We start from the raw sequence: 24,141 nt of genomic DNA on the forward strand, positions 1-24,141 counted from the left end.
GGCAGTAATTCCGATCATGAGCAATTATCTAAGCCAATGATTCATTTTAGACGAAATACAATTAAAAGATTATTGGCAGGCATTTCAATAATGTCATGTTTTGCAAATCCATTTTTGAGGCTTAATTCGATTACTTCGTTTAAATCTCGAACCCCCCCAATATGGGTTTTGTTTTCTTAGCGAACAATCAAAAACCCTGTTGCTATGACTTGTGTGTCGCCCATCCTTTTTGAATGGGCCATAAATAATTAGTAGATGCCCCTTCCTTAAATGATTTTGAGCTTCTTCAAATAGAGCTTTAGTACAATCCCAAAAAGATATGTGGAGCATATTGATGCACACTATTGCTTTAATAGATGATTGAAGTTTTAGACTTAGTTGCCAAGGCCTTTTCCTTACATTTAAATCTATAGGTTGAGCCATTCTGTTCTGTAACCCTTCGTGCTCAATCCATGCTGAAATGCTTTCTCTGCAACATGAATCTGGATCACTGGCTTGCCAATTGATAGAGGGGAAAAGCTTTTGAAATATAACCCCATGCTCGCCACTCCCACTTGCTATTTCTAGAACAGATCCACTTTTGGGAAGAAGTTTTGCAAGTTCTTCTCCGATACATTCTCGGTTCTTTTGAGTTGCGGGGTAGAAGAGTCTTTCGTCGACACCTTCTTTGCTTGCTTTGTTCTTGTTATTAGTCAGCATATCCATCATCATCATCATCTGATTGAATTCTCCTAGGTGCATCACCGGTTTTCTCATACCATGGATGTACATAGGCTTCTTTATCCGAATAGACCTCACTCTTTAACTCTGTTAACAAGTCCTCTAGTTCTTGAATAATTCTTTTTAGATTGCCTTTTTTCATTATTTAATTGTAAATATAAATATATTCTAGGACTTCTATAGATAAAAATGTCTAATTATTGAAGAATCAAGTTGTTTAATAATTAGCCCTATAGCTAGCTTACTCATTTTAGTTTTTTCTTGTCAATCTTTATATATGCTAAATAAATAATTATAGATAAAGTAAATAAAAATGCATATTCATGAATTAAATTACTTATGAAGTAAGCAATTATGGGAAGGAAGAGGAGTCTTTTTGTGGCCATCTTCTCTTCGCAAGAAAGAGACTTCCAATCTAAATAGCGTTTCCATTGAAATACCCTTTTCATTTAACGTATAAGAATACATATATTATTACACTACTTAGACTGCTTTTAAAGTATTACTAGTATGAGTTTTTGCTTGTTCTAAAATATAAGAACAATGCTTTATTTAAGCCACAAGTTCTTTTCTTGTGGTTTGAATTTCTCTTGGTATTATATGATTGCTTTACAAAGTCATTCTATGCAATACATTAGGCGTAAAATTTCTTAAAAATCTTGTTAAGATTAAGGCAAGATTTAAAACGTTTTCCCAGTTTTACTTAACCATGCTTAATAAATTAGAATCAATTAAAAACTGGTTTTTCGAGCTAATCGAAGATGCTTTAGGCGAAAAGACAATGAAGAAATATAAGGATGAAATAGATAAGAAAAACAAAACTTCAGAAAAAGATGACTAATATTTGTCTATATTTATTATTAGTGGCCTTTTTTTAATGACCTCAGCTACAGCAACAAAACCAGCATCAAAGAAGATTTTGATGCATAGGCATCAATCCCTTTATGCCTCTATGCAATCAAGGTTTGCCTCGGCAAAGCTAATTCAGAATTTAGGTTCTTCAAATGAAGGTGTGCAATTTAATTTTGTCAGCAAATTACGAAATGCTTACGGAAGAGATTAAAGAGTAATGACATTGCTCTTTAATCTCTTGCTATTGGAGAGACTGTAAGTAAAGAAAAATCTCTTGAGTAATTACAATTTACAACCGACTTATGGAATTCCTGCGATCAAATGATCTTTATCATTGGCAACTTTGGACTCCTCTCATAGGAGGTATATTTCTCTACCTTGGACTGAACCTTCGAATTGTAAAAATTGAGGAAGACGAATAAATGCAAATCTTTTAGTCTATAGATTAGTAAAATTATTGAATAGTTTGTTTGACTTTTGGAAAATTTAATTAATTTTTTGCTGTAGACCCTAAACTATATTTATATAAAAGAACTTGTCAGATTCTTCTTTGTTTACTCCATAGTAAGTGATTAATTTAATGTATGAACCAAACTTAAAGAACTATGCTTTGATTTCTTATGATATATTTGTTTTTATATACCTCAATTATTGCTCTAATTTGGTTTACCTATCGCTTCGGCTGGCTAGAGTCTATAAAAATAATTCTTAGTGTATTAATACCTTCTGTATTGATCATTGCTTTTAATGTGAAAGTGGGGAGATTACTTTTCAAAAGTCCAATAGTGGGATTTTTAAGTATTCTTCCTTCCACATTTTTTATATATCGCTGGTCTCAAAACCTTGTAGGTTTAATTCATAGTTGGATTGATCAAAAAGCTAATGAAGATAAAGACTCAGCTAATGTAGTTGAGGCAGAGGTTATTTCGAAAGAGGATGCTTAAAATATATTTGGAAACAAAATGACTCTTACAACGCCTTTGATGAGTGATCCTTCACCTATGTTAACTGGAATTTCATGGATCTTGATTTTAAAAAGAAATACTAAATAAGAATTTGAATCAATTAATTACTTAAATAAATTAAAGAGTATTGATTGAAATTATAAAATGACTTCTGCTGGTGTAGGTGTAAAGGAATTTCATATGCTATTCCTTTGCGCCATGTGTTGCACAGGGCATCCATAGGGTTCCCATTTTGTGAACGCCTAAACATCCAATCTTTTTAGCTTCTTCTTCAGCTTTGGCTCTCGTATAGTAGCCATATATATTTTTAGATTCTGAAATATCTTTACTATTTAATTGTTGCTGTAGAGCGGTTCCTTCGGGACTCCAGACTTTTAGTCCCATCGTAGTTATTCCTGCAGAGAATATCCCCATGCCTACTATTGAAGCATTAATTACTCCCATAGCTACGACACCAAGTGATGCGACTCCCATGGGAATTATCCCTATAGATATAATTCCCATGGGAACAATTCCTATAGATATGAAGCCAAGAGGTGCTATCCCAAAGGCAATTTTTTTTGGACTAGTACCACAATGAGAACTTTCTTCTGATTGTGGTTGGTTAGATTGATTGGGTGTAGTCATAGGTTTTTATTTGTGGGAACCATGGCCATGGATGCCATGCTCCTTGCATGGCATCCATTTGGCACCCATTTTGTGAGCACCTGTACAGCCAAAATCTCTAGCAGCTTTTTCTGCCTCGCCTTTTGTATCAAAAATAGTCGGAACACCGCTTTCCTTTGACGCAGTGCCGCAACTAATTAAAAGTGATGCAGTAGAAAGAATTAGTATTAGTTTTTTGACGTACATGAGATCTAACAAATAGTTTTATGATAGCTGGAATTTTAGGATTGGCTCTAATTCAAAATAATCTGATTATTATCGTTGAACTGATTATTATATATTTTATGCATATTTTAATTGTAGATTTTCTATGATTTTTCTACTAATAATTTGAAATCATTAATTTAATTAAAATATTACTTGTTGCATTATCATTTGTTTGATTAGAGTCTTAGTATTAAATAAATTAAAAAAATATGAACAGTAAAAATGTTCTTGGGACTCCTCTTCAGCTATGTAACTGCAATCCCATGACAGGTTGGTTTAGAGATGGTTCATGTAGTTCAGACGTTAGAGATCTAGGTATGCATACAGTCTGTGCTGTTATGACAGATTCATTTCTTTCTTATAGTAAGGCACAAGGTAATGATTTATCTACTCCTATGCCTCAATATGACTTTAAAGGGTTGAAATCAGGTGATCGCTGGTGTCTATGTGCGCCTAGATGGAAAGAAGCTTATGATGATGGGATAGCTCCAATGATAATCCTTGAAGCAACAGACTTTAGTACATTGGAGATTATAGATTTAGAAATATTAAAGGAATTTGAATATAAAAATATTGTTAGATAATAAAAGAATATATATAATTAATTAAGCAATTAATTCTTTGATTTATTTTAATTTATTTGCTATGAAACTAAACATTAAAACAATCTTATGCTAATACTTTTAATTATCACATTGATTGCCTAAAATTAGTTGTATTATAAGCTTTAAAGCTTCATTCTCAGATTTTAGGCTCTATTAGGTAAAAGAACTCATCGATGATGATCTCAATGCTTCCCAGTTTAAATTGAAGAAAAGATAACTTATGTATCTTTAGAAGAAGATATAGATGACTTTAATGAAGCTTATCGCTTGATTAGTAAAGAAGGTCTCATCTTGCAAGAAGAATGAACTACTTTAATGCACTTTTAAAGAGGATTTTGATTGCAGGTGTAATCTTACTTAATTTTTTCTACCCTTTTGATGCTGTAACTTCCGTTGAATCGGTCAACTGGGAAAAGCTCGCTCAAACAAGTGATAAATTACAATTTATAGATACAGAAAGTATAAAGTATAAAAAAGGAATACTTTCATTTTTGACAAGGTTAGATGAGGTTACACCTGAAAATAACGAAACAACATTTGCAAAACCATATCTTCTTCAAGTAGATTGTGACAAGCGACTATTTAAGAATAACGATTCAGATTGGCAGTCTTCAAGAGGAAATAAATTTATGACAGACATAGTAATAAATAGTTGCAGCTATTAAATCTTTTTAAATAAATGTTATGTATTCATAAAAGCATTACTTGCCTAATCATACGCTGGCTTTAGCGAAAATTGTATTGTTAATTACGTATATTTGAATTGATTATTTGAGAACTTCTCTTGAACTTTATTTCAGCTAAGATGTCTTTAGCGATTGCCTCTTTCAGTATGTCTTCCAGAGAGAACAAAGCACTTAAGTCTTTGGAGGTTACTTTAGACTATGCCCTAGAACGGCTTAACGACTTAGAGGGCAAGGATAGATTGTCTTTTGCTAATGAATATAAGGAATGGTTAGCAGATGATGAATTAAAGGAGCAAGTTTGGTTTTTCACTATTGCCAGTAAAAAGATAGAGACTGATTGATTTGAAATAATATATAATTAAATTCAAATTTTTATATAGATTAAGATTTTTGATTACTGCTATTTAAGTTTCTTTATAGGGTATTTAGACTGCTTGCGCATTTAGAGCATTTCCACCCCACCCCTAGAAAAATAACTCTACTTTCGCTATATTATAGAAAAGTTTCATAAAGGAGGTGATCCATTGTCGCATCTACCAATCGGTCAGGATTCAATGGGATTAAAATCTGTCGACAACTTATTGACTTCTGCCTTGAAAGGTTTTTATATTAATAGGTTTATATAGCTTTAAGCCTATTAATATATAAAAGGGCCATTCACAAAGTGAATGGCCCTTTTATATACAATGATTGGATATGTCAATATTAAATAAATTTCTCTTTAAGCTTACTTCCTAAATATTCATCCTTTAAGATATAATTAAACTTATAACTATTTAAAAGCTAGTTATTCTATCACTGGGCATTAACAATATGATTTACTTAAGTAACGAGAATCTACTTTCAGTACCTTAAATTCATGCCTATAGATAACAAAAAAGAAGGCTTCTGGTCAGTGATAGAGGATTTAATAGAGTCAAGTGAAATAAAGTATAAATCTGGAGACTATAAGGGTGCAATAGATGATAAGCTTAAAGCAAGAAAGTTTATATCAGATAATTCAAATATAATTAATCTTAAATCGAAGTTTAAATCCTTGATAAGGGATTTAAATTGCAATAACGTAAAATATAATTTAATAGACGATTATAAAACTAAGATAGATGAAACCAAGAAATTAGAGATAATTATTCAATTAGAAAATTTAAGCAAGGTCAAATATGATTCTGGCGATTATAAGGGTGCAATAAGAGCAATGAGAAGGTCGGAAAAATATTATTAATTACAGATAGCTAGGGTTACCATATAGAATTGAAAGAGTATATACCATTAATCCAATATTCATTATTCGTAAACCAAACTAAGAATGCCGATAAACATAAGAAAGGTGCAAATGGTATATATTCGCCTATCTTTAATTTACCAATTACCATAAGTGTTAATACAATAATAAATGAAAGTAGAAAAGACAGGCTTATAGTAATTAGCCAGCCTTTTAATCCAAGTAACATTCCTAGTAGAGCTGAAAGTTTAATATCGCCTTCCCCCAATGCTTTTTTCCCTATTATATGTTTCGCTATGTATGCGATGATTAAAAAAGAAACATATCCTAAAAGCGAAGCCACTAAGTAGTTAGATAATGCCGTTATTGTTTTTAGAAAGTTTGTATTTATAGAGTAGAAGAAATTGCGTACTATCGCTAATGAGAAAGCAAATCTAAATGCCGTTTCTGGAACCCAAAAATATTTCAGGTCTATTATCGTAAAAAAAATAAGAATAGAGCTTATTATCCAGCTTTCTAAAATTCTAATATATTGAGGATCTCTATAAATATCATTTTCAGTATATAAGCTTGAGATCATAACTATACAAGAACATGCAATTTCTACAGATTCTGGATTCAATCTTATAAACCTATTTGTTCGTTTTGCGTTGTCTTTAGCAAATAACTTTACTTCACCATCTTCTATTTCTTTACTGCTAAGAGATATTTTATTTCTTATTAAGCCCGTAAAAATATTTGAAACTGATTGATTCTTAGCCCTTCTAAATGAAATTAAATTGATAAACTTTCCTACATAAATACCAATTAAACCTCCAGCTATTAATATAAAGTATCCTGTTAATTTATTCATTTATAACTAATGTCCTAAGTGCTGATTAATAATATGAGAATTAATAGATATGATTGACTAATGATTCTCATTGATAGGCCGCTCAAGAAGAATAGTCATAAATGTATCAGACGACTCATTTTTTAGCTGCAGCAGGTATGGTCACTTGGGCGCTCGTTGAATATTTTAAAGCAGGAAAAGCTACTGCTGTTGAGATGGCAACTGGAGCTGTAGCTGGATTAGTAGGAATTACTCCAGCTAGATGAGTGATTATTGGATTTATTACATCTATTCTTTGCTTCTTGGCCGTTAAGTTAAAAGTTAGGCTCAAATTCGATGATGCGCTAGATACTTTTGCTGTTCATGGAGTAGGAGGAACCTTTGGCGCATTGCTGGCAGGAGTATTTGCTAAAGCTGAATTAATTTCTTCTTACCCTGCCGCAGAAGTTCTTTTAGATCAGGGGAGGATAGGTTTAATCATTGGTCAGTTAGAGGCTGTAATTATTGCTTATGGAATTTCTGCTGGGGACACTTTATTAATTGCTTTGCTCTTAACGAAATTTGGATGTGACTTTAGGCTCACAAAAGCTCAAGAAGAGATTGGTTTAGATATGAATGAGCATGGAGAGGAGGCTTATTCAGAGAAGATAGGTTCTCCGATGATAAGTTAATTGATTTTTAATATTTCTTTCGCGACTCTCTCTGAGACTTATTTAGCCGACTTGTTTTCTTGAAAAGGATAAATAGTCAAAAATTTAAATTTATTCAATTTCAAGGAATAATTTGACCCCATACCAAAAATACGTCATAGTACACAAGTACTATGACGTATTTTTGGTATGGCTTTTTTATTCATTGCCCTTGCTGCGCAAAGTCTTCTTCTTGTTGACTTTGAGCTAATTTCAGACAGTCACTAATGTTTGATATTGATAAAGTAAGAGCACTAAACTTGCTCTAGACACCTGAGCGAACACAGTGCTAACTAATTTGCAGGCTTAATTGAGCTTCGTTTATTCAAGTTAGATAAGCATAATTAATAAAAATAAATTATCTATCGAATACTGAACTCTTTACAGCTTCCTCTTTTATATGCGGCCTTAGTAAAGACATTGGAAGTGCTGTCACTACAGCAAATGAAATAACTAGTATCAAGTCTGAGGTGAAATGACTAATACCTAATTCAGAGTGAGCAAGAGCTAGAACAAATCCTGTCATAATCCTTCAATAGAAACAGAGCTACTTTACGAGTTCGAAGTATCAAATGTTCTTTGCCTTAGTAAAAATTATCAATCTAATTTTTTCTTTGAACTTTAGTTGTTTTATAAAATTACTTTTTAGTAAGTCCATAACGCTTTAGCTTGTTTAGCGTAATCTACTATTCATAATTCTATTCTCTTTCTTGGCTCTATTATTTAATATTAGCGAATATCTAAACACTAAGGTGTAATACATATTTTGCTATTATACTTTAGCCATTATTTGTCATTCGGAGTTGTTGTACATATGGCTTTCTGCGCTTTTTAGTCAAGACTATGCTCAATTCCTTTCTCATGTTTGATCTTGATGCACTTATAGGTTAGTAAGTCTTTTAGTTGATAAATACTCTTAATATTTTTGATATGCAGAATCTTTATAACTTATAGATAGCCTTTCGTATTTTATCTATAAAGTAAATATATCCTTATATCTAAAACTCATTTCTTCTTCATTCATATCAATAAACCATTTTTTAGAAAGGACTTTTTAATTTTATTAGTCCCTGTGTCTATTTATCTATAAATGTAATTAGTCAATTCCATTAGCTCTATCTATAGTCATTATATATAAAAGTATATTTGCAGATGAGACTATCTTCAGGAGGTATTAGGAAGACCTTGGGGCCTGGGATCTTGCTTTCAGGAGCATGTATTGGTGGATCTCACTTGATGTCTTCAACAACAGCTGGAGCCAGGTTTGGATTCTCCTTAATTGGGTTAATACTGATTACTAACTTATTAAAATATCCTTTTTTACTAGTAGGCACAAGATTTACTTCCGCTACAGGGCTATCCCTCCTAGAGGGATTTAAAATAAGAAATCCTCTTTATTTACCGATATATCTCATTGTTAGTTTAATTACAGGAACATTTACAATTGCAGCTGTTAGCTTCGTCTCAGGTGTTTTATTAACAAATATACCAGTATTTTCTAGATTCCCAGCTATGGACTTATCAATAGCTGTTCTAGTTATAAGTGGATTGATTCTATTAATAGGTCAATATAAAGCCTTAGACAGGATATCCAAAGTATTGGTTCTTTTACTTGGTCTTCTTACATTATTTGCTCTCATATCATTGTTAACTAATGGGGCGTTGGATGCTGTTGATAATAGTTGGATTAATACTGAACCTAGCCCTTGGAGGCTTTCTAACTTATCTTTTTTGATTCCCTTAATGGGATGGATGCCTGGTCCAGTTGAATTATGTGTTTGGCCTTCTCTTTGGATGTTTTCAAGATCAAAAGATACTAATTACAGGCCAAATATCGAAGAGGCAGAATTTGATTTTAACCTTGGCTATGTAATAACTGTAATAACTGCAATATTCTTTGTAGCTCTTGGTGCTTTAACAATGTATAAAAGTGGTGATTTAATGATCTCTGGTACTGGTGTTTCTTTTGCTCAGAACTTAATACGTCTTTATACCTTATCTATTGGAGGTTGGGCTAAGTGGATTATTATCCCTGCATCTTTTGCTGCAATGTTTAGCACAACACTAACTTGTTTAGATGCCTACCCCAGAAGTATATCTTCAATACAAGGACTTTTATCTGGTCAAGATCAAGGCCATGGAGAATCAATTCCTGAGAGAAAACGTTTGCAAAAGTGGATTGTTTTACATATATTCGCTGCATTTATTGCCCTTTTGATCGCGCGTAGTGGGGGCATAGGAGTTAAGGATTTTGTTTTCACTGCAATGACAGGTAGTTTTCTTACTGCCCCAGTATTTGCTTGGATGGCAATGGATACAATTAATAGCCCTTTAGTAGACAAAAATTATCGATATGACTATTTCATGAGATGCTTATGTTGGGCAGGTTTACTATTCTTAAGTTTATTCAGTGTTCTTTTTATTGCGCACTCATTCTTTGGATTGGGATTTTCTTCCTAGGCTTAATTAATTTTTTATAGCTATTTTTGTTGCTTTTCCTTGACTTCCCTTTTTGACAAATAGTATTTGTATTATGTTATTTAAATGATAAAGATGCAAATAGTCGATGAATTGCCATCAGGTTGGCTTGTTTCTCCTTGTGGAGAACAACTGGTTCTTTTCATTAAAGATCCCATGTCACCCGATAACTTACAAAAATATTACCTTGATAAATGGTCAGCCTTCAATGGAAATAGAAATAAATTTAAATCTAGAAGAATATTTATAGAAAATGAAGCAATTAAAATTTGGCATGAATTAATAAATAAGGGCTGGAATAAATTTGAAATAAGAACTCATAATGTAGCTTAGACTGTACATATAAAATCTAAGTTTCTAGTCCCTATAGCTCTTTTAATACTTTTAAAAATGTATTGGAAACAATATCAATATTTTTAGTTGAGAAGTGAAGAGGAAGTCTTAGATCAAATACTTTAGATAGATTTTTTCTAGTATTTGGTAGTTTTATACTGCTTGTATTGATGAATTTCCAGTTTTGATATAGACGGGCATTACTGTTATTTATTCCTCCAAAATAGCTTATAGGAATTCCAGATCTATTTAGTTCTTCTTTAAGCCTATCTCTAGAAGATTCATCTAAATTAATTCGCATTTGAGCTGAGTCTCTAACTGGCCTTATATTTGCAGAACTATTATTAAATGTAATTAAAATATCTTCTTTAAGATTCTCTACAATTCGATCATAATTTTTATTTACCTTTGTAATAGTTGATTCAATATTATTGACTTGAGGTATTGCTAAAGCAGCTGTTAAATTATTCATTCTTACATTAAATACGGGCAGCTGATTTTTATAAAGCTTTGCAATTTGCTGATCTTTAGAAGAATGTAAAAGATAGTTATTCTCATAAGAACCTGACATGAAAACTGATTTCCAATAAATATCTGGGTCGTTAGTTACGAGAACACCTCCTTCCCCGGCATTAATTATTTTGTATGATTGAAGTGAGTAAACTCCAGCAATACCAAATGTACCAGCATGCTTACCTTTCCATGTAACTCCTAAAGCATGTGCAGAATCTTCAATTAAGATTATCTTATGTTTTTTGCATATTCTTACTACTTCATCCATGTCACATAAATGTCCACGCATATGAGAAAGTAAAAGATATTTTGCTTCTGAGGAAATAATTTTTGCTTCTAAATCCACTAGATCAATGACATAACCCTCTGTTATATCTATAAGTACTGGCTCTGCTCCACATTGAACAACAGCGCTAGGTACGGCTGTAAATGTGAAGGCCGGTATGAGAACTTTTGAATTGGAATTTACTCCAGATGCTTTTAAAGCTAAGAAAATAGCGTTTGTCGCTGAAGAAACCCCGAGAGCAAAAGAACTATTTACATAGGAACATATGGTTTTTTCTAGAATATTTACAGGACTATCAGCATTCTTAAATTGATATCTAAACAGTTTTTTAGTATAAAGAGCTTCTTGAACTGATGAGCTAACAGAATTTAAATCCAATTCTGCTTCCCAGCAAATTTCTTTTATTTCCATTAGTAAAGTATGCCTAATTAATACAGTAATGAATTTGTATAAGGATTGCTATTTTAGAAAATATTCTTCTTTGATATTTGTTTGCACTTCTCCCTTAAAGGACAGAGAATGTCTTGGAAGCCCATTGAAGTATTACAAATGCGACTTTTATTGATTTTCTTAGTAATTCCTATTCTCCTCAGCAGTTGCTCTACAAAAGTTGAGACAGACAAATTAGAACAAAAATTGGGCGAAAAGAACCTAGGCCCGGAAAAGCCAGAACTAAACCTTGAAAAGTCTTCTAAAGGGATTGATCTGAAAAATAAAATTAAGATAAAAGAATTTATAGAACCTGTTGAAAAATCAGATCTAGATAAAGTCGATGAATGTATTGAATCTCAAGAAATAAAAGGCTTGCCTATATATGAATGCACGAAATTTCTTAAACCCTAGTCTGCGAATCAAAATGCAAGATCTTTCAATCAATAAAATTCATTAGACACATAAAATTTTTCAAGGACAATAGTAATGAAATGAATAGTTGTTTTGACTAGAGATTTTTCCCATAGAGTGGAAGAGCTTCAAGTGCTTGGATGGTCTGAAGAAGGAGCTAGAATTTATTCTGAAGAGCTTCTTGAAAAAAATTATTTTCCAAACATTTTTTCTGGGAATGAGTTTTTAATTGCTATTGCGGTAACTATTTTCTCAATACTTGCAATATCAGTTTATTTTATAATGAAATATAAAAAAGAAAGGTCTATAATATTTAATACTTATCAAGATTATACTGAATCAAGCAAAGAAGCTGTTGTTGAATCAAGCAAAGAAGCTGTTGTTGAATCAAGCAAAGAAGCTGTTGTTATTGTTACAAGTGACATAGAGATAAATACAAAAATTGATAGAAGCAAGCAAGAATATAATCTTGTTTATGATCTCTTGATTATTTTTCAAGCTACAAAGGTTGATACAGATTTAATTTTAAGACATATACTGCTATTATTCCTTCTCTTGATTGAATTTATACAAGATTTGCCTAATTTGATTTCTTTAAAAACTGAGGATCTAGATGGTAGATTAATTTCAAATTCAGTAAACTCTTTTTCTAATGAATCAGAAAATATTAAATTTGACGAAAGAAAAAATATTTTAATGAAAAAGAAAAATATTGAATTGAAAAGATTATTAAGGGGAGTGCCTAAGATTTCCCGTTTAAATAAAAATCAATTAGTTAATAAAGTATTAATGATGGAGTTTCGGAAATACTATCCAGACTCAGTTTAACTTATTGATCTTTTCGTATTAACTATATTAAACTCGTTAAAACTGAGGATTTTAATTAATAATACAATAATTTGAATATATAAAATACTATATGAACCGACTGATTGAAGAACAGTTAATATATGTATTAACTAAAAAAATTTTTCAATCGCAAGACTTGCAACTTTATCTGATGGAACTATCTCCGGAACAATTCGCAAAGAAATGTCGTGATGAGGCATTAAGAAAATATCAAGATGAGCAGCAGAAATTTGCATTGCAAATGATGACTATGGGGTATTACAAAATTAAATCACTACTTAGTGAGTCAGGATTAAAAAAAGTTTCTGAGATTGATCACAGAAGGGAGCTCGACCTTGAGTTTAATAAGGAACTGAGTCAAAAGATTTGGGAAAGCACCGAAGAGGCTTGGAGTGCAGCCCTTGGTCAGCTAATTATTAAAATTTCAGATGTTTACGGTTTGAAAGTTGGATATGATATAAGAGCTGAATTACCTAATGAAGAAGATGATAATAAGTTAGACTTCTATGTTTAATTATGACCTGTCAACGATCAATGTCATTTTTTGACCAATATTATTAACCCTATTTTTATTTACTCCATTATCACTAATTCCTACCCTTGACTCTGATCTAATCTCTATATTATTATCTACTAGCATTATTTCAAGATCATCTATATATCTCATCCATCTTGTTTTTGCTTCAGCATGTAGGTAATAATTATTCTTTTCAATAATTGTAGTTCTAGGAGTTTCTTCTATTATTTTAATAGCTTCATCAAAAGCTTTTCTCGAGTCATTAACTACCCAAATTTCTTTTATACAATGAGAATGAGTTATACATTCTTTAAGTTGACTTTGTGCAGCTGTAGTTTTAACAGGCACTTCCATAAATATAATTAAGCAGAAAACTATTAATATTAGTAATTTACTCATTCTGTTTTTTTGATTTATACTAGTGTTGCAGACTCTAAACCATAATGAATGATTCAATTTTCTTTTGATCTCTTTATCTCCTGATTTCCTGTTTCTTTCTAGTTAAGGAATCAGCGCTAAAGGTTTTTTATGGCTAGCTTATTGCAAATCAATAACAATCAGGTAGGCAAACAATAAAACAGGACCTAAAAATTATAGGAACTATGAGCATCGATGATGTCTGAGAAACAACAGATTATCCATTATTGGAAATTGGCTAAGCTTGTAAGGTCTTCAGAAGCAAAGATAGCTTTTTTCGATGAAAATGAAGAAGCTTTTTACTTAGATGTTCCTCAGGGAGAAGAATTTGAAAACTGTAAATATTCTTTTTGCGAGGAGAAAGCTTTGACACCAGAGGACGCTGAGGATCTTCAAGATAATTCTTGGGCCTCTTTCCCTAATGAATTTAAAGTATATGCTTTTGATTACTGTATTTCCGGAGGCGTTGCATATGAAGCAATTGATTCTCCAGTAACCATCGATCAGATTGTTTCTTTGGTCTCAATAGAAACTCTTAATGAAAAAATAGAAGACCAAGGTTTAATGCTTTCTGAAGCGGAGGATGATGTGATGCTGATCTTAGAAAAGAAGTTGAAAAAATTGGGGATATCTGCCACAGAAGATGATCTTTGTGATGCAACAAAGAAATTGCTGCAGGATTTAAGAGATTATCAAGATGACAATCACCCAGACAATATAAAAGTAGCGTAAACATTATAAATACATTCCTAGACTTAAATTTTTTACTCATACATTTACAGTCATTAAATATACTTTTACTAGGTAAGATTTGAATAAAGATCTTTGAAAAGAGATTGTTGTTCTTTATGATTAACAATTGGCGCTGGATAACCTCTTCTCTCAATAGGCAGAATCTCGCAATTGATTAAATCTTTTGGGTTTACATGAGATAACTCGGGCAACCATTTTTTGATATATCTTGCTTCAGAATCGAATTTACGTGCTTGTATTAATGGATTGAAAATCCTTAAAGGCTTTGTGTCCATTCCACTGCTTGCGCTCCATTGCCATCCTCCATTATTAGCTGCAATATCGCCATCTACTAGTTTTTCCATGAAATATTTTTCTCCTATCCTCCAATCACAAATCAGGTCTTTAACTAAAAACGAAGCAACAATCATCCTACAGCGATTATGCATCCAACCAGTTGTATTAAGTTGTCGCATTGCTGCATCTACAATTGGATATCCAGTTAATCCATCCATCCATGAATTAAAATTATTAGTATTATTATCCCAAGGAAAATTTTTCCATTTCTTTCTAAAAGGACCTTTTTCAAGTTCAGGAAATAAAAATAGACAATGTTGATAAAACTCTCTCCAAATTAATTCTTTCTCCCAAGTATTTACTGATATAACTTCTAATTCATTCCTCCTATGTAAAGCAATTGACTTGGCATTATTCATTGCTTCCCAAGCTACTCTTGGGCTTAAAGTTCCAGTTGAAAGTGCTGCACTTATAAAAGAAGTTCCTTGTATTATTGGTAGATCTCGATTCCTATTATATTTATATATTCCCGAATTATTATTGATATTGATTTCATTCTCAAGTTCAGATAAACTACAAAATAACTTTAGTTGTTCATTTGCGCCTTCCTCCCCTGGCTTACAAGGGCATAAGGATACTTTTTTAGCTTCTATATTATAAATTTTTTGTGGAATATCTTTTAAAAGGTTGGCTTGGTTAAAGAGTTTGAAATTCTTTTTAAAAAGAATTTTTAGATCAAGCTTGATTAGATTTTTTGGTTGATTAACAACAAATATTTGATTGACTTCATTTTTTTTATTTATAAGCTCTTTCTTCCATTTTGATGAAAAAGGAGTATAAACTTTGAAATTTGTATGTGTATTTGTTTTTATGACACCGGGTTCGATTAATAAATGATCCCAATACTCATAAAATATTACTCCATTCCGATTTATTACTTCTTTTAATTCCCTATCTCGTTCTCTTGAATAAAAATCAATATCTTTATTGCATGTAATAGCTTTAGCATTAACTGCTTTGCAAAGTATTGGAAGTACTTTTATAGGATCCCCTTTTAAGAGTAATAACTCACTTCCAGCCTTCCTCCAACTTTGCTGAAGCTCTTTGAGGCTTTCAAGAATAAACCAAGCCCTGGATGTGGACATGGTTGATGGATTAAATATTTTCTGGTCAAATACATAGACTCCAGTGATAGATTTAGTTTTTTCTGCAGCTTTGAGTAGTCCTATATTGTCTCTTATCCTAAGATCTTTTCTATGCCAGAAAAGATCACATTCGAAAGACATTTGAATTACACAGGGCTAAATTATTTGGTTTTGAACCAAGTCTTTGTTATAGCTAATAAATTAGAAATTGGGTTTATTGTACGAGTCTCGAATTAAATGTCGAGATTCTTTATACTTTCAATGAGTTTTATCATTAAATACCTCTATCCTTTTTCGTTTGATGTTCATTTAAGTATTACCATGGATATATGAATAGATTATTTGCCTTATGCCGGAAGAGAAAAATACTTCAAAAGTATTTAAAGATTACATAGATAAGTTTCTTGTTGCCAACTTATTTCTAATAATTCTAGGATTTTTCTTCTTTATATTTTCAGTTGTAGCCTTTTTAAATGGTTTTGAAGCACCATTTAATTTATTCCAAAGTTTATGGTTCCCTTTGTTTATTCCTGCATTAAGTACTTTCTTTACAGCAATCTTAGTCTTATTTGCTTTGGATAGACTTAATAATTAGGCTAGCTTGTGATTCAACTATCTTTAAACAACTAATTGTATTTATGATAGTTCTATATAATCTTTCACATACTTATGACAAGGTTTATCAAGACTAATCTGATTAAATAGAATTATATCTATAGACTTTTCTGATATGGCTTTTTCAGGACCCGATGCGATTGATCAAGCAATTAAAGTTGGCTTAGATCTTGATGGATCTCCAATACCCGAAAAAATGCTAACTCTCTACAAAGAGGTTATGGAAAAGGAAAATCTAAGAAAAAGAACCGGAGTTAAAAAATCAATGCGAAATAGAATTGTTCGCACTGGTTCCAAGCACTTTGATCAGTCGAGTCTTGATCAAAGATTAAAAGAGGCCGGTTGGGATGGCCTTTCATCTAAAGAAATTGGATTTTTCTTTGGCTAGGCAAAATATTCCATCATCATCCATCTACTGAAATTATGAATTGATTAAAATCTTTCCCATTTATGTTGAATTGATTAACTAATTAACTTCTTGTAACTTTTGGAAGGAAAACTCAAAATTTAAATATAAGCGGTTTTTTTAGAGGTTCGATGTCCTAAGAGATAAGTATAAGTATTTGCAATGACAGGGTTTATAAGATTTATTTCTTGGTTTGCTACCTTGCATTAGTGAACATAAATCGCTTCTAGTAGACCGGTAATTTATATCAGTCATTAAGGATGCTGAAATGTTTGGTTTGCAAGCTGAAAAAGAGCTGTAATCTCTATATCGATTTGCGAGTGAACTTTTAACTTATGCAAACCTACGGAAATCCAGACGTCACCTATGGGTGGTGGGCTGGTAATGCAGGTGTAACCAATCGTGCTGGGAAATTCATTGCAGCACACGCCGCTCATACCGGTTTAATTGCTTTCGCCTGCGGTGCAAGCACAATTTGGGAAATGTCTCGCTTTGACCCATCTATTGCAATGGGCCATCAAAGTTCGATTTTCCTTGCCCATCTTGCTTCAATGGGTATTGGTTTTGATCAAGCAGGAGTATGGACTGGCGAGAACGTTGTTTCTGTAGCCGTTGTTCATTTGATTGCTTCAATGGTTTATGCGGGTGGAGCACTTGCCCACTCATTGCTTTTTGATGGTGATTTGGCTGATGGCCCAGTCCCTACTACTAAAAAGTTCAAACTCGAATGGAATAATCCTGATAATCAAACTTTTATTCTTGGCCATCACCTCCTTTTCTTTGGGGTAGCAAACATTTGGTTTGTTGAATGGGCGAGAATTCATGGAATCTATGACCCTGCAATAGATGCTGTTCGTCAGGTTGAATACAACTTGAATTTGAACGCTATCTGGAGTCATCAATTTGATTTTTTATCAATAGATAGCCTCGAAGATGTTATGGGAGGTCACGCTTTCCTTGCTTTTGCTCAAATTGCTGGTGGTGCTCATCACATTGCAACAAAAATGGGCTCAGGCTTGTTAGGTGAATACACAACATTCAAAGGTTCGAAAGTTCTATCAGCTGAAGGGATTCTTTCCTTCTCTCTAGCCGGCATAGGTTGGATGGCAATTGTTGCAGCATTTTGGTGTGCACAGAACACAACTGTTTATCCTGAAGCTTGGTATGGAGAGCCATTAGCCCTCAAATTTGGAATCTCTCCTTATTGGGTTGATACAGGAGATGTTTCAGATTGCACTTCATTCTTAGGACATACAACTAGAGCTGCTCTAACAAACGTTCACTATTACTTTGGCTTCTTCTTTATTCAAGGACACCTATGGCACGCAATACGCGCTTTAGGGTTCGACTTTAGAAGTGTTACCAGAGCAATTAGTAACCTTGATAATGCAAGAGTTACGCTTGAAGGTTAATTAAGCTTCGAACGACAAGAATAAAAAAACCTCGTATTAATGCGAGGTTTTTTTATTCTTCTTTTTTTTATTGAAAACTTAGAGATTTATTTCTCCCCCCAACGTTCTCCGATTTCAAATCCCCAAGATTTGGCAAGATCAACTACTTCCTGGTGATTGGAACAAGATGCTAATCGTTCTTTTCTCTCGGCAGATTTTTCTATTGACTCAATCATTTTTTTTAAACTATTAACTTTTTTGATGAATTTCTGGAGATCTTGTTCTGACATTTGGATCAATTTGATGGGTGATTTATGACTTAATAGTTTTATAGGTTTATTATTAGAAAAATAAATTTAAAATAGTGGGCACAAGTAAAAAAGACGAAGCTAAAACTATTCTTCGGTTTATCAGAGAGGAGCTCAGATATCTTGATGAAGACTTACGTAATGATGGATTGCTTCCTGAAGTGACATCTTTGAGATCAATTTATGAGCAGTTATCTGCATTACATGATTCGATAGAAGGAAAGCCTAAAAAAGTTTTTAAGCCTGATGGGGACAAAGGTAAAAAAATCAATAATGAAACTGAAAAATCTCAGAAGAAGAATAAGTCTATTTGAATGAAAAACAAAACACCACGCCCTGCTTGGATGAATTGGGCTTATCTCGCAATATTCATATATTCAAGTTGGTTTTTAGCAACTGCTTGGTCCCACCAGTTAGGGCAATGAATATCAATTTCGTTGAATTTGATATTGGTGGAATTCCTTTCAATACTTGAAAATTTGACTCTGACCATAATTAAACAAAATAAATTTATTCTTTCGATAAAACCGTTTAAAATTTTCAGCTTGTCAATTTTTTCCAACTTGCCTTAGAAAAAAACTGTTGCAAAAAGATTGAATTTAATACTTTAAGTAATCTTTTTACGGTTGCTAAAGCTTTTGTTTCTTAATTGGAAATTGATTGTAGTCTTCACTAAGTATTGCAGTCTTGCGCTTTCTAATTTATGCAGACTTATGGAAATCCAAGCGTTACATACGGTTGGTGGGCTGGAAATGCTGGGGTAACAAACCGATCAGGTAAGTTTATCGCCGCTCATGCTGCTCACACTGGATTAATAGCTTTTGCTGCTGGTGCAGCAACTTTGTGGGAACTCGCACGTTTTGATCCTTCAATCTCTATGGGTCATCAGAGTTCGATTTTTTTAGCTCATCTCGCTTCTATAGGTATTGGTTTTGATGAAACTGGATCTGTATGGACCGGGGCTAATGTTGCTTCAGTAGCAATTGTTCACCTTGTAGCGTCAATGGTTTATGGGGCTGGAGGGCTTTTGCACTCTCTGTATTTCAGCTCAGATATGCAAGAAAGTGACGTTAAGCAAGCTAGAAAGTTTAAACTCGAATGGGATAATCCCAAAAATTTAACTTTTATTCTTGGCCATCACCTCCTTTTCTTTGGGGTAGCAAACATTTGGTTTGTTGAATGGGCGAGAATTCATGGAATCTATGACCCTGCAATAGATGCTATTCGTCAGGTTGAATACAACTTGAATTTGAACGCTATCTGGAGTCATCAATTTGATTTTTTATCAATAGATAGCCTCGAAGATGTTATGGGAGGGCATGCATTTTTGGCATTTCTTCAAATAAGTGGAGGTGCTTTGCATATTGCTCAAAAAACTGGCCAGTACACTAAATACAAAGGTGCTGGGCTTCTATCTGCTGAAGCAGTTTTATCTTGGTCTCTAGCCGGCATAGGTTGGATGGCAATTGTTGCAGCATTTTGGTGTGCACAGAACACAACTGTTTATCCAACTGAGTTTTTTGGAGAGCCTTTAATTCAGAAATTTACTATTGCTCCTTATTGGATAGATAGTGGAGATTTTTCTGATAGCAATGCTTTCTTTGGTCATAGCACAAGAGCTGCTTTAACAAACGTCCATTACTATTTTGGATTCTTCTTTATCCAAGGTCATTTATGGCATGCTCTTAGATCTATGGGCTTTAATTTTAAAGACGTACTTAGTTCATTGAACGTTAAATCAGCATAGATTTGATTAAATTTGATCTACAAAGAAAAAGCCTTGTCATACAGTGACGAGGCTTTTTCTTTAACTTATTTAAAACTATACAGTTTATGTTTAACTCTCTTTTCGCATTAACTCAATTTAATCTAATTTGGATAGGTATACCATCTATCTTGCTATTAGTTTTTATTACTATATTATTTTTTAGAAAAACCGATAAAAAGTTTTTTATAGCCAAAGACGGTAGCAGATTTATTACAAAAGAAGAATGCGAAAAATATGATTCAGTCTTAGAAAAAATAAATAGAGTTTTACAAAACTTTGATAATGCCTCCAGTTCTGTTGATGATTTTGGTTTAACTACAGACTTTATTCAAAAATTGAAATCCAATGGTTTTAATAATGGGAAACAAATACTAAAACATAGAGAGGAATTTAAAACTTTGGTTGACATTATATATAATCAATAATTTTACTCAATTAATATAATCTTGCCTTATGTAGGCTTCCCTTTGTTAAATGCAGTAGAGCTTTCTTTAATGAACTCACGCATCCCTAGCAAAGCAAGTAACCCTAATGTCCCGCCAAGTAATACTGGAACTAGAGGTTCAATTTGAGTCATAATCTTTGCCTTGATTAGAATTGAATATGATCATTTAAATCCAAAATGATCTAGAAGCCTTGAAATCTTTATTTAAAAAATTTATAGGCCTCTTATTTATTTTTAGTAATTCAAGAAGGATTTGTCTATGGGCTAAAAAACTTAGGTATTTTCACCTTTTTAATTAATTCAAATTTTTATTTTATTAGAGATCAAGTTAATAGAATTATTTTGGCTTCTACTTTTTAGTATTCCTCCCAGTACTCTTCTTGGTCATCTTCAATATCTGGAGGGTCTTCGAGTTCTCCAGGGGATTCTCCTAGCATCATTAATAGCCCTTCTAAATATCTCATCTCAGAAGGATCTTCTGATGAATTAAGAATTTCCCTGATTCTTTTGGCTGCATTCGGGTCATTATTTTCTACAGCTTTAGACAAAGCATAAAAAATTTTTTCTGAAGAGTCTTTTTTTTTCATTACTTCCTCCAAAGATACTGAATTTGAAAGTAATTATTCATTTGAATACTTTGTTAAAGGAATAATTGAAAATGTGCTTAATAGTCAGATCCAGGATAATTAAGAGTTGATTCCTCTGTATCCACTTCTGAAAACTTTCTTTTCTCCCAATAGATATCTCTAACTATTAAAAACCGTATATCTTGTTCTTTTAAGAATTCTTCATTCACCAATTTTTGCAAGCTTTCGATTGAGAATTCCCCCCATCCCTCATAGTTTTCGATCCATTTTGCCATCTCCCATTCTTTTTCTGCCGCTATGTTTCTATAACCAAAAGCTGTTTTGCCATCATTAGATATTTCGCAGATATACCAATCTCCAATTACGCCAAAAAGATGTGCATAAACAATGATTTCACTCTTATCTCTCTCTTGTGTATTCAAATGAGAAATCGATGATGCCACTTCCTTCGGCATTAGTGAGAAGGAGTTCTTGTTCAAAGAGACCAAACTTTTAGGTTATGAACTTGTCATTACATACACTACCCTTTTATAGGACGTAGTTGAATTTTATATCATTAGTTTTTTTATAGTGAATATAGTTTGTTGCTTATTGCAAGTACAATTTAAAGATTGAAAACTAAAAATTTATGCTTTAATTAACCTTAATTTGTTATTTAATAAAATAAGGTTGTTAACCCGTTCTCTCTGAGGCTTTTAAGGCTTGAAGTGCCATATTTAGGTGAACTTCCATTGCACCCAAAGCCATTATAGAACTATTGTCTTTGCCTTCTGCAAGGTATTCTCCTTTTTTTTCAAGTTTAGATAGTAGCTCTTTGCTTAATGTTTTCCAACTATCAATTAGTTCTTTGTATTCTTCTAATTCTCTTTGCTGCTTGATTGATTTAGTATTTTCTTCGCCCTTATCTTTATAAGCTTTGCTTAAAAGAGAACTTAATTCTCTGTGGCTAATAGAAGTAGGGGGTGATGGTAGATCTTGCATTGTTCGTCTCGCGACTTTTTTAAATTAACAATTAAGCTGAAGAATTTCCAGTGATTTAAAGGGTGTAATCACCGGCCATTATTTTGTTAAAAGTTTTTCCGTTCTTTTTTTATACTTTCTCTTTATATTTCTTGAATAACTCCTTGAAATCATTTCCTCTTTCTTCAAAGTTTTGATATTGGTCAAAGCTAGAGCATGCTGGAGAAAGCAAAATACTTGAAGCTCCAAGGCCTTTTCCCATTTTGAAAGCGGCAAAAGAAGCTTCAGTAAGACTTCTATGAATAGATAAATGTGCTTTAAAACCTGACTCTAAGATTAATTCTTTAAGTGATTGAGCTGACTCGCCAAATAGATAAATACTACATGCGCTCTTATTCAGTTGTTCAAGCCATTTAGAAGGTTCGCCTTGCTTTATTTTTCCACCAGCTAAAACTACTAATGGATCTTGAATGGATTTAAGTCCAACTATTGCTGAATCATAGTTAGTAGCTTTGCTGTCATTAAATACTTTGATGTTGTCTATTTTACCAATATATTCGAGCCTATGTGGGACCCCGTAGAAATCTGATAGGCCAAATTTAATTTCTTCAGCTGAAAGATCTAGTTTTCGCAATGCTGCAGTCACAATTAGTAGATTTTGAAGATTATGCTCTCCTGGCATTGAAAGAATTGATGAATGGAATAATTCACTTTCTTTCTCGCAAACTATGCCTGCTTGATTGATCCAGTAAGCAGTTCTGAAGCCTCCATTTTCTTCTCCTTGTGCACTTATCCATATCCCATCACTTAGTTTTTCTTTGTGATTATTTAAATATTCATCATCAGAGTTATAAATTCGTATAGATGATTGATCTATAAGCTTTTTTTTGATTTTAAAATAATTATCTATGTTTTTATGGCGCTCTAAATGATCGGGTGTGAAAGTTGTCCATATTCCTATCTGCGGAGTGATTTCTGAGGCTGATTCAATTTGGTAGCTGCTTAATTCCATGACTAAGCAGGATGGAATACTTTTCCCATTATTTAATTCATTTAATGCAATCTCTGATGCTGGATAGCCAATATTCCCTCCCATAAGAGAGTTAATATTATTTTTCTTTAAAACATGATTAATCATTGCTGTAACTGTTGTCTTTCCATTTGTACCTGTTATCGCAATCCAAGGAATGTGTTTAAGATTTTCCCAGGCAAGAGAAATTTCCCCCTGCACTTTTATTCCTAGATTTCTCAATTGAACTAATGTCATGTGATCCCATGGAATTGCTGGACTAGTAATTACTTCAGAAATATCTTCAATCCATGGATAAAAGCTTGATATGACTAGAGATTTTCCAAGTGCTACAGTAATTCCTAAAACTTCTAACCTTTTTGAAATCTCTAAATATTCTTTACTTCTTTCTTTTTCTATCACTACTACTTTTTTACCTTTTTTTTTCAATAGCTTGGCAGCGCTTATTCCAGATTTACCTAAGCCAATAACAACTGATATTGCATTTGAGTTTTTTTTCTTAACCAATTCCATTAATAATTAGAGACTTGTTGAAGATTGGACTTAAAGGACTGGCAAGAACATTCTCTCCTTGCTTAGATCGTATTAAATAAATAACTTTTTAGACCTTTTACATGACTACAAGCTTTAAGCAAAAAGGATTGCAGAACGCTTCTCATCAAAGTCAGGCTTGTAATTGTAATCACTGTATGGGTATTAGGAGGCAACAACAAGAAAGTGAGTTGAAATGGTTGAGAGAGCATCAATTGTTTGATCGTTAAATCAATTCGTTGCTTT

The 24,141-nt window shown here is 32.7% G+C and carries 35 protein-coding genes and 1 pseudogene; 20 read left to right on the top strand and 16 right to left on the bottom strand.

The features are described 5' to 3' along the window. Positions 1-41: 41 nt before the first annotated feature. The 3 genes from SOI85_RS08425 to SOI85_RS08435 are packed head-to-tail and all read right to left on the bottom strand — an operon-like array spanning position 42 to position 862. Positions 42-131 carry a hypothetical protein gene (locus tag SOI85_RS08425; protein WP_320665166.1) on the bottom strand — a complete coding sequence of 30 codons (90 nt, stop codon included), beginning with the start codon at positions 129-131 and terminating at the stop codon, positions 42-44. Then, entirely contained in the window at positions 94-699 is a 606-nt protein-coding gene (locus tag SOI85_RS08430) for a DUF938 domain-containing protein (protein WP_320663947.1), read from the bottom strand. The genes SOI85_RS08425 and SOI85_RS08430 overlap by 38 nt, the downstream gene beginning before the upstream one ends. Next, a complete protein-coding gene (locus tag SOI85_RS08435) occupies positions 689-862 on the bottom strand; it encodes a hypothetical protein (RefSeq protein ID WP_320663948.1) in 174 nt (57 codons plus the stop codon). Before SOI85_RS08435 ends, SOI85_RS08430 begins: the two co-directional genes overlap by 11 nt. A gap of 567 nt (positions 863-1,429) precedes the next feature. On the opposite strand from SOI85_RS08435, the gene SOI85_RS08440 reads away from it, so the two are divergent. The 3 genes from SOI85_RS08440 (at position 1,430) to SOI85_RS08450 (ending at position 2,516) form a co-directional block, all read left to right on the top strand. After that, positions 1,430-1,561, top strand: a complete 132-nt coding sequence (locus SOI85_RS08440; protein WP_320663949.1) for a hypothetical protein — start codon at positions 1,430-1,432, stop codon at positions 1,559-1,561. A 36-nt stretch (positions 1,562-1,597) separates the two neighbouring features. Then, entirely contained in the window at positions 1,598-1,783 is a 186-nt protein-coding gene (locus SOI85_RS08445) for a hypothetical protein (RefSeq protein WP_320663950.1), read from the top strand. 409 nt (positions 1,784-2,192) lie between these two features. Next, on the top strand, positions 2,193-2,516 hold the full coding sequence (locus SOI85_RS08450; RefSeq protein ID WP_320663951.1) for a hypothetical protein: 324 nt from the start codon (positions 2,193-2,195) through the stop codon (positions 2,514-2,516). Positions 2,517-2,720: 204 nt separating this feature from the next. Here the strand turns inward: SOI85_RS08450 and SOI85_RS08455 are convergent, their stop codons facing one another. Together SOI85_RS08455 and SOI85_RS08460 are read right to left on the bottom strand one after the other, a co-directional pair. Then, positions 2,721-3,164, bottom strand: a complete 444-nt coding sequence (locus tag SOI85_RS08455) for a hypothetical protein (RefSeq protein ID WP_320663952.1) — start codon at positions 3,162-3,164, stop codon at positions 2,721-2,723. Positions 3,165-3,170: 6 nt separating this feature from the next. Continuing rightward, complete coding sequence (locus SOI85_RS08460) at positions 3,171-3,389, bottom strand: DUF3721 domain-containing protein (protein ID WP_320663953.1); 219 nt, start codon at positions 3,387-3,389, stop codon at positions 3,171-3,173. A gap of 230 nt (positions 3,390-3,619) precedes the next feature. Here SOI85_RS08460 and SOI85_RS08465 point away from each other — a divergent pair, with 230 nt between their 5' ends. From SOI85_RS08465 to SOI85_RS08480, 4 genes are all read left to right on the top strand, one after another. Further along, entirely contained in the window at positions 3,620-3,994 is a 375-nt protein-coding gene (locus SOI85_RS08465) for a DUF2237 domain-containing protein (protein ID WP_320663954.1), read from the top strand. A gap of 323 nt (positions 3,995-4,317) precedes the next feature. Continuing rightward, positions 4,318-4,680 carry a hypothetical protein gene (locus SOI85_RS08470; protein WP_320663955.1) on the top strand — a complete coding sequence of 121 codons (363 nt, stop codon included), beginning with the start codon at positions 4,318-4,320 and terminating at the stop codon, positions 4,678-4,680. Between the two features lie 119 nt (positions 4,681-4,799). Further along, a complete protein-coding gene (locus SOI85_RS08475; protein WP_320663956.1) occupies positions 4,800-5,042 on the top strand; it encodes a hypothetical protein in 243 nt (80 codons plus the stop codon). Positions 5,043-5,560: 518 nt separating this feature from the next. Next, positions 5,561-5,923 carry a hypothetical protein gene (locus tag SOI85_RS08480; protein WP_320663957.1) on the top strand — a complete coding sequence of 121 codons (363 nt, stop codon included), beginning with the start codon at positions 5,561-5,563 and terminating at the stop codon, positions 5,921-5,923. Positions 5,924-5,939: 16 nt separating this feature from the next. Here SOI85_RS08480 and SOI85_RS08485 read toward each other — a convergent pair whose 3' ends face one another. Continuing rightward, positions 5,940-6,776 carry an A24 family peptidase gene (locus tag SOI85_RS08485; protein ID WP_320663958.1) on the bottom strand — a complete coding sequence of 279 codons (837 nt, stop codon included), beginning with the start codon at positions 6,774-6,776 and terminating at the stop codon, positions 5,940-5,942. A gap of 101 nt (positions 6,777-6,877) precedes the next feature. Here SOI85_RS08485 and SOI85_RS08490 point away from each other — a divergent pair. Next, positions 6,878-7,426: pseudogene (locus tag SOI85_RS08490) on the top strand (ammonium transporter). Positions 7,427-7,802: 376 nt separating this feature from the next. Here SOI85_RS08490 and SOI85_RS08495 read toward each other — a convergent pair. Next, a complete protein-coding gene (locus SOI85_RS08495; RefSeq protein ID WP_320663959.1) occupies positions 7,803-7,970 on the bottom strand; it encodes a hypothetical protein in 168 nt (55 codons plus the stop codon). A gap of 626 nt (positions 7,971-8,596) precedes the next feature. Here SOI85_RS08495 and SOI85_RS08500 point away from each other — a divergent pair. Together SOI85_RS08500 and SOI85_RS08505 are read left to right on the top strand one after the other, a co-directional pair. Further along, positions 8,597-9,904, top strand: coding sequence for a divalent metal cation transporter (locus SOI85_RS08500; RefSeq protein ID WP_320663960.1), 1,308 nt, complete (start codon positions 8,597-8,599; stop codon positions 9,902-9,904). 93 nt (positions 9,905-9,997) lie between these two features. Then, positions 9,998-10,255 carry a DUF1651 domain-containing protein gene (locus tag SOI85_RS08505; protein WP_320663961.1) on the top strand — a complete coding sequence of 86 codons (258 nt, stop codon included), beginning with the start codon at positions 9,998-10,000 and terminating at the stop codon, positions 10,253-10,255. 31 nt (positions 10,256-10,286) lie between these two features. Here the strand turns inward: SOI85_RS08505 and SOI85_RS08510 are convergent, their stop codons facing one another. Then, positions 10,287-11,465 (bottom strand): DegT/DnrJ/EryC1/StrS family aminotransferase, encoded by a 1,179-nt coding sequence (locus tag SOI85_RS08510; RefSeq protein WP_320663962.1) that lies wholly within the window; start codon positions 11,463-11,465, stop codon positions 10,287-10,289. Between the two features lie 108 nt (positions 11,466-11,573). Between SOI85_RS08510 and SOI85_RS08515 the strand changes: the two genes are divergently transcribed. The 3 genes from SOI85_RS08515 (at position 11,574) to SOI85_RS08525 (ending at position 13,260) form a co-directional block, all read left to right on the top strand. Further along, a complete protein-coding gene (locus SOI85_RS08515) occupies positions 11,574-11,897 on the top strand; it encodes a hypothetical protein (protein ID WP_320663963.1) in 324 nt (107 codons plus the stop codon). Between the two features lie 117 nt (positions 11,898-12,014). Continuing rightward, entirely contained in the window at positions 12,015-12,725 is a 711-nt protein-coding gene (locus tag SOI85_RS08520) for a hypothetical protein (RefSeq protein ID WP_320663964.1), read from the top strand. A 91-nt stretch (positions 12,726-12,816) separates the two neighbouring features. Further along, entirely contained in the window at positions 12,817-13,260 is a 444-nt protein-coding gene (locus tag SOI85_RS08525) for a hypothetical protein (protein ID WP_320663965.1), read from the top strand. On the opposite strand, the gene SOI85_RS08530 is transcribed toward SOI85_RS08525, so the two are convergent. Then, positions 13,261-13,617, bottom strand: coding sequence for a DUF1499 domain-containing protein (locus SOI85_RS08530; RefSeq protein WP_320663966.1), 357 nt, complete (start codon positions 13,615-13,617; stop codon positions 13,261-13,263). It lies immediately after the preceding gene. A 261-nt stretch (positions 13,618-13,878) separates the two neighbouring features. On the opposite strand from SOI85_RS08530, the gene SOI85_RS08535 reads away from it, so the two are divergent. Then, entirely contained in the window at positions 13,879-14,412 is a 534-nt protein-coding gene (locus SOI85_RS08535) for a hypothetical protein (RefSeq protein ID WP_320663967.1), read from the top strand. 68 nt (positions 14,413-14,480) lie between these two features. Here the strand turns inward: SOI85_RS08535 and SOI85_RS08540 are convergent, their stop codons facing one another. Continuing rightward, positions 14,481-15,995 (bottom strand): cryptochrome/photolyase family protein, encoded by a 1,515-nt coding sequence (locus SOI85_RS08540; RefSeq protein WP_320663968.1) that lies wholly within the window; start codon positions 15,993-15,995, stop codon positions 14,481-14,483. Between the two features lie 589 nt (positions 15,996-16,584). On the opposite strand from SOI85_RS08540, the gene SOI85_RS08545 reads away from it, so the two are divergent. Continuing rightward, the gene (locus tag SOI85_RS08545) at positions 16,585-16,857 is read left to right on the top strand and encodes a DUF4090 family protein (RefSeq protein ID WP_320663969.1); all 273 of its coding nucleotides are present in this window, start codon (positions 16,585-16,587) and stop codon (positions 16,855-16,857) included. Between the two features lie 353 nt (positions 16,858-17,210). Further along, positions 17,211-18,287, top strand: coding sequence for a chlorophyll a/b binding light-harvesting protein (locus SOI85_RS08550; RefSeq protein ID WP_320663970.1), 1,077 nt, complete (start codon positions 17,211-17,213; stop codon positions 18,285-18,287). Between the two features lie 86 nt (positions 18,288-18,373). Here the strand turns inward: SOI85_RS08550 and SOI85_RS08555 are convergent, their stop codons facing one another. Continuing rightward, entirely contained in the window at positions 18,374-18,556 is a 183-nt protein-coding gene (locus SOI85_RS08555; protein ID WP_320663971.1) for a Nif11 family protein, read from the bottom strand. A 74-nt stretch (positions 18,557-18,630) separates the two neighbouring features. Between SOI85_RS08555 and SOI85_RS08560 the strand changes: the two genes are divergently transcribed. The 3 genes from SOI85_RS08560 (at position 18,631) to SOI85_RS08570 (ending at position 20,767) form a co-directional block, all read left to right on the top strand. Continuing rightward, complete coding sequence (locus tag SOI85_RS08560; RefSeq protein WP_320663972.1) at positions 18,631-18,888, top strand: hypothetical protein; 258 nt, start codon at positions 18,631-18,633, stop codon at positions 18,886-18,888. Between the two features lie 389 nt (positions 18,889-19,277). Then, complete coding sequence (locus SOI85_RS08565; RefSeq protein ID WP_320663973.1) at positions 19,278-20,321, top strand: chlorophyll a/b binding light-harvesting protein; 1,044 nt, start codon at positions 19,278-19,280, stop codon at positions 20,319-20,321. Positions 20,322-20,407: 86 nt separating this feature from the next. Further along, positions 20,408-20,767, top strand: a complete 360-nt coding sequence (locus SOI85_RS08570) for a hypothetical protein (protein ID WP_320663974.1) — start codon at positions 20,408-20,410, stop codon at positions 20,765-20,767. 26 nt (positions 20,768-20,793) lie between these two features. Here SOI85_RS08570 and SOI85_RS08575 read toward each other — a convergent pair whose 3' ends face one another. From SOI85_RS08575 to murD, 5 genes are all read right to left on the bottom strand, one after another. Then, complete coding sequence (locus tag SOI85_RS08575; RefSeq protein WP_320663975.1) at positions 20,794-20,919, bottom strand: hypothetical protein; 126 nt, start codon at positions 20,917-20,919, stop codon at positions 20,794-20,796. Positions 20,920-21,143: 224 nt separating this feature from the next. Beyond that, positions 21,144-21,374 carry a hypothetical protein gene (locus SOI85_RS08580; RefSeq protein WP_320663976.1) on the bottom strand — a complete coding sequence of 77 codons (231 nt, stop codon included), beginning with the start codon at positions 21,372-21,374 and terminating at the stop codon, positions 21,144-21,146. Between the two features lie 77 nt (positions 21,375-21,451). Beyond that, complete coding sequence (locus SOI85_RS08585; protein WP_320663977.1) at positions 21,452-21,817, bottom strand: hypothetical protein; 366 nt, start codon at positions 21,815-21,817, stop codon at positions 21,452-21,454. 229 nt (positions 21,818-22,046) lie between these two features. Then, positions 22,047-22,355: an MATH domain-containing protein gene (locus tag SOI85_RS08590; RefSeq protein WP_320663978.1), complete on the bottom strand. Its 309-nt coding sequence runs from the start codon at positions 22,353-22,355 to the stop codon at positions 22,047-22,049. A gap of 109 nt (positions 22,356-22,464) precedes the next feature. Then, positions 22,465-23,871 carry a UDP-N-acetylmuramoyl-L-alanine--D-glutamate ligase gene (gene murD, locus SOI85_RS08595; RefSeq protein ID WP_320663979.1) on the bottom strand — a complete coding sequence of 469 codons (1,407 nt, stop codon included), beginning with the start codon at positions 23,869-23,871 and terminating at the stop codon, positions 22,465-22,467. A gap of 107 nt (positions 23,872-23,978) precedes the next feature. On the opposite strand from murD, the gene SOI85_RS08600 reads away from it, so the two are divergent. Further along, a complete protein-coding gene (locus tag SOI85_RS08600; protein WP_320663980.1) occupies positions 23,979-24,125 on the top strand; it encodes a hypothetical protein in 147 nt (48 codons plus the stop codon). The last annotated feature ends 16 nt before the right edge of the window (positions 24,126-24,141 follow it).

This window comes from Prochlorococcus sp. MIT 1223 (genome assembly GCF_034092465.1).
GTDB lineage: Bacteria > Cyanobacteriota > Cyanobacteriia > PCC-6307 > Cyanobiaceae > AG-402-N21.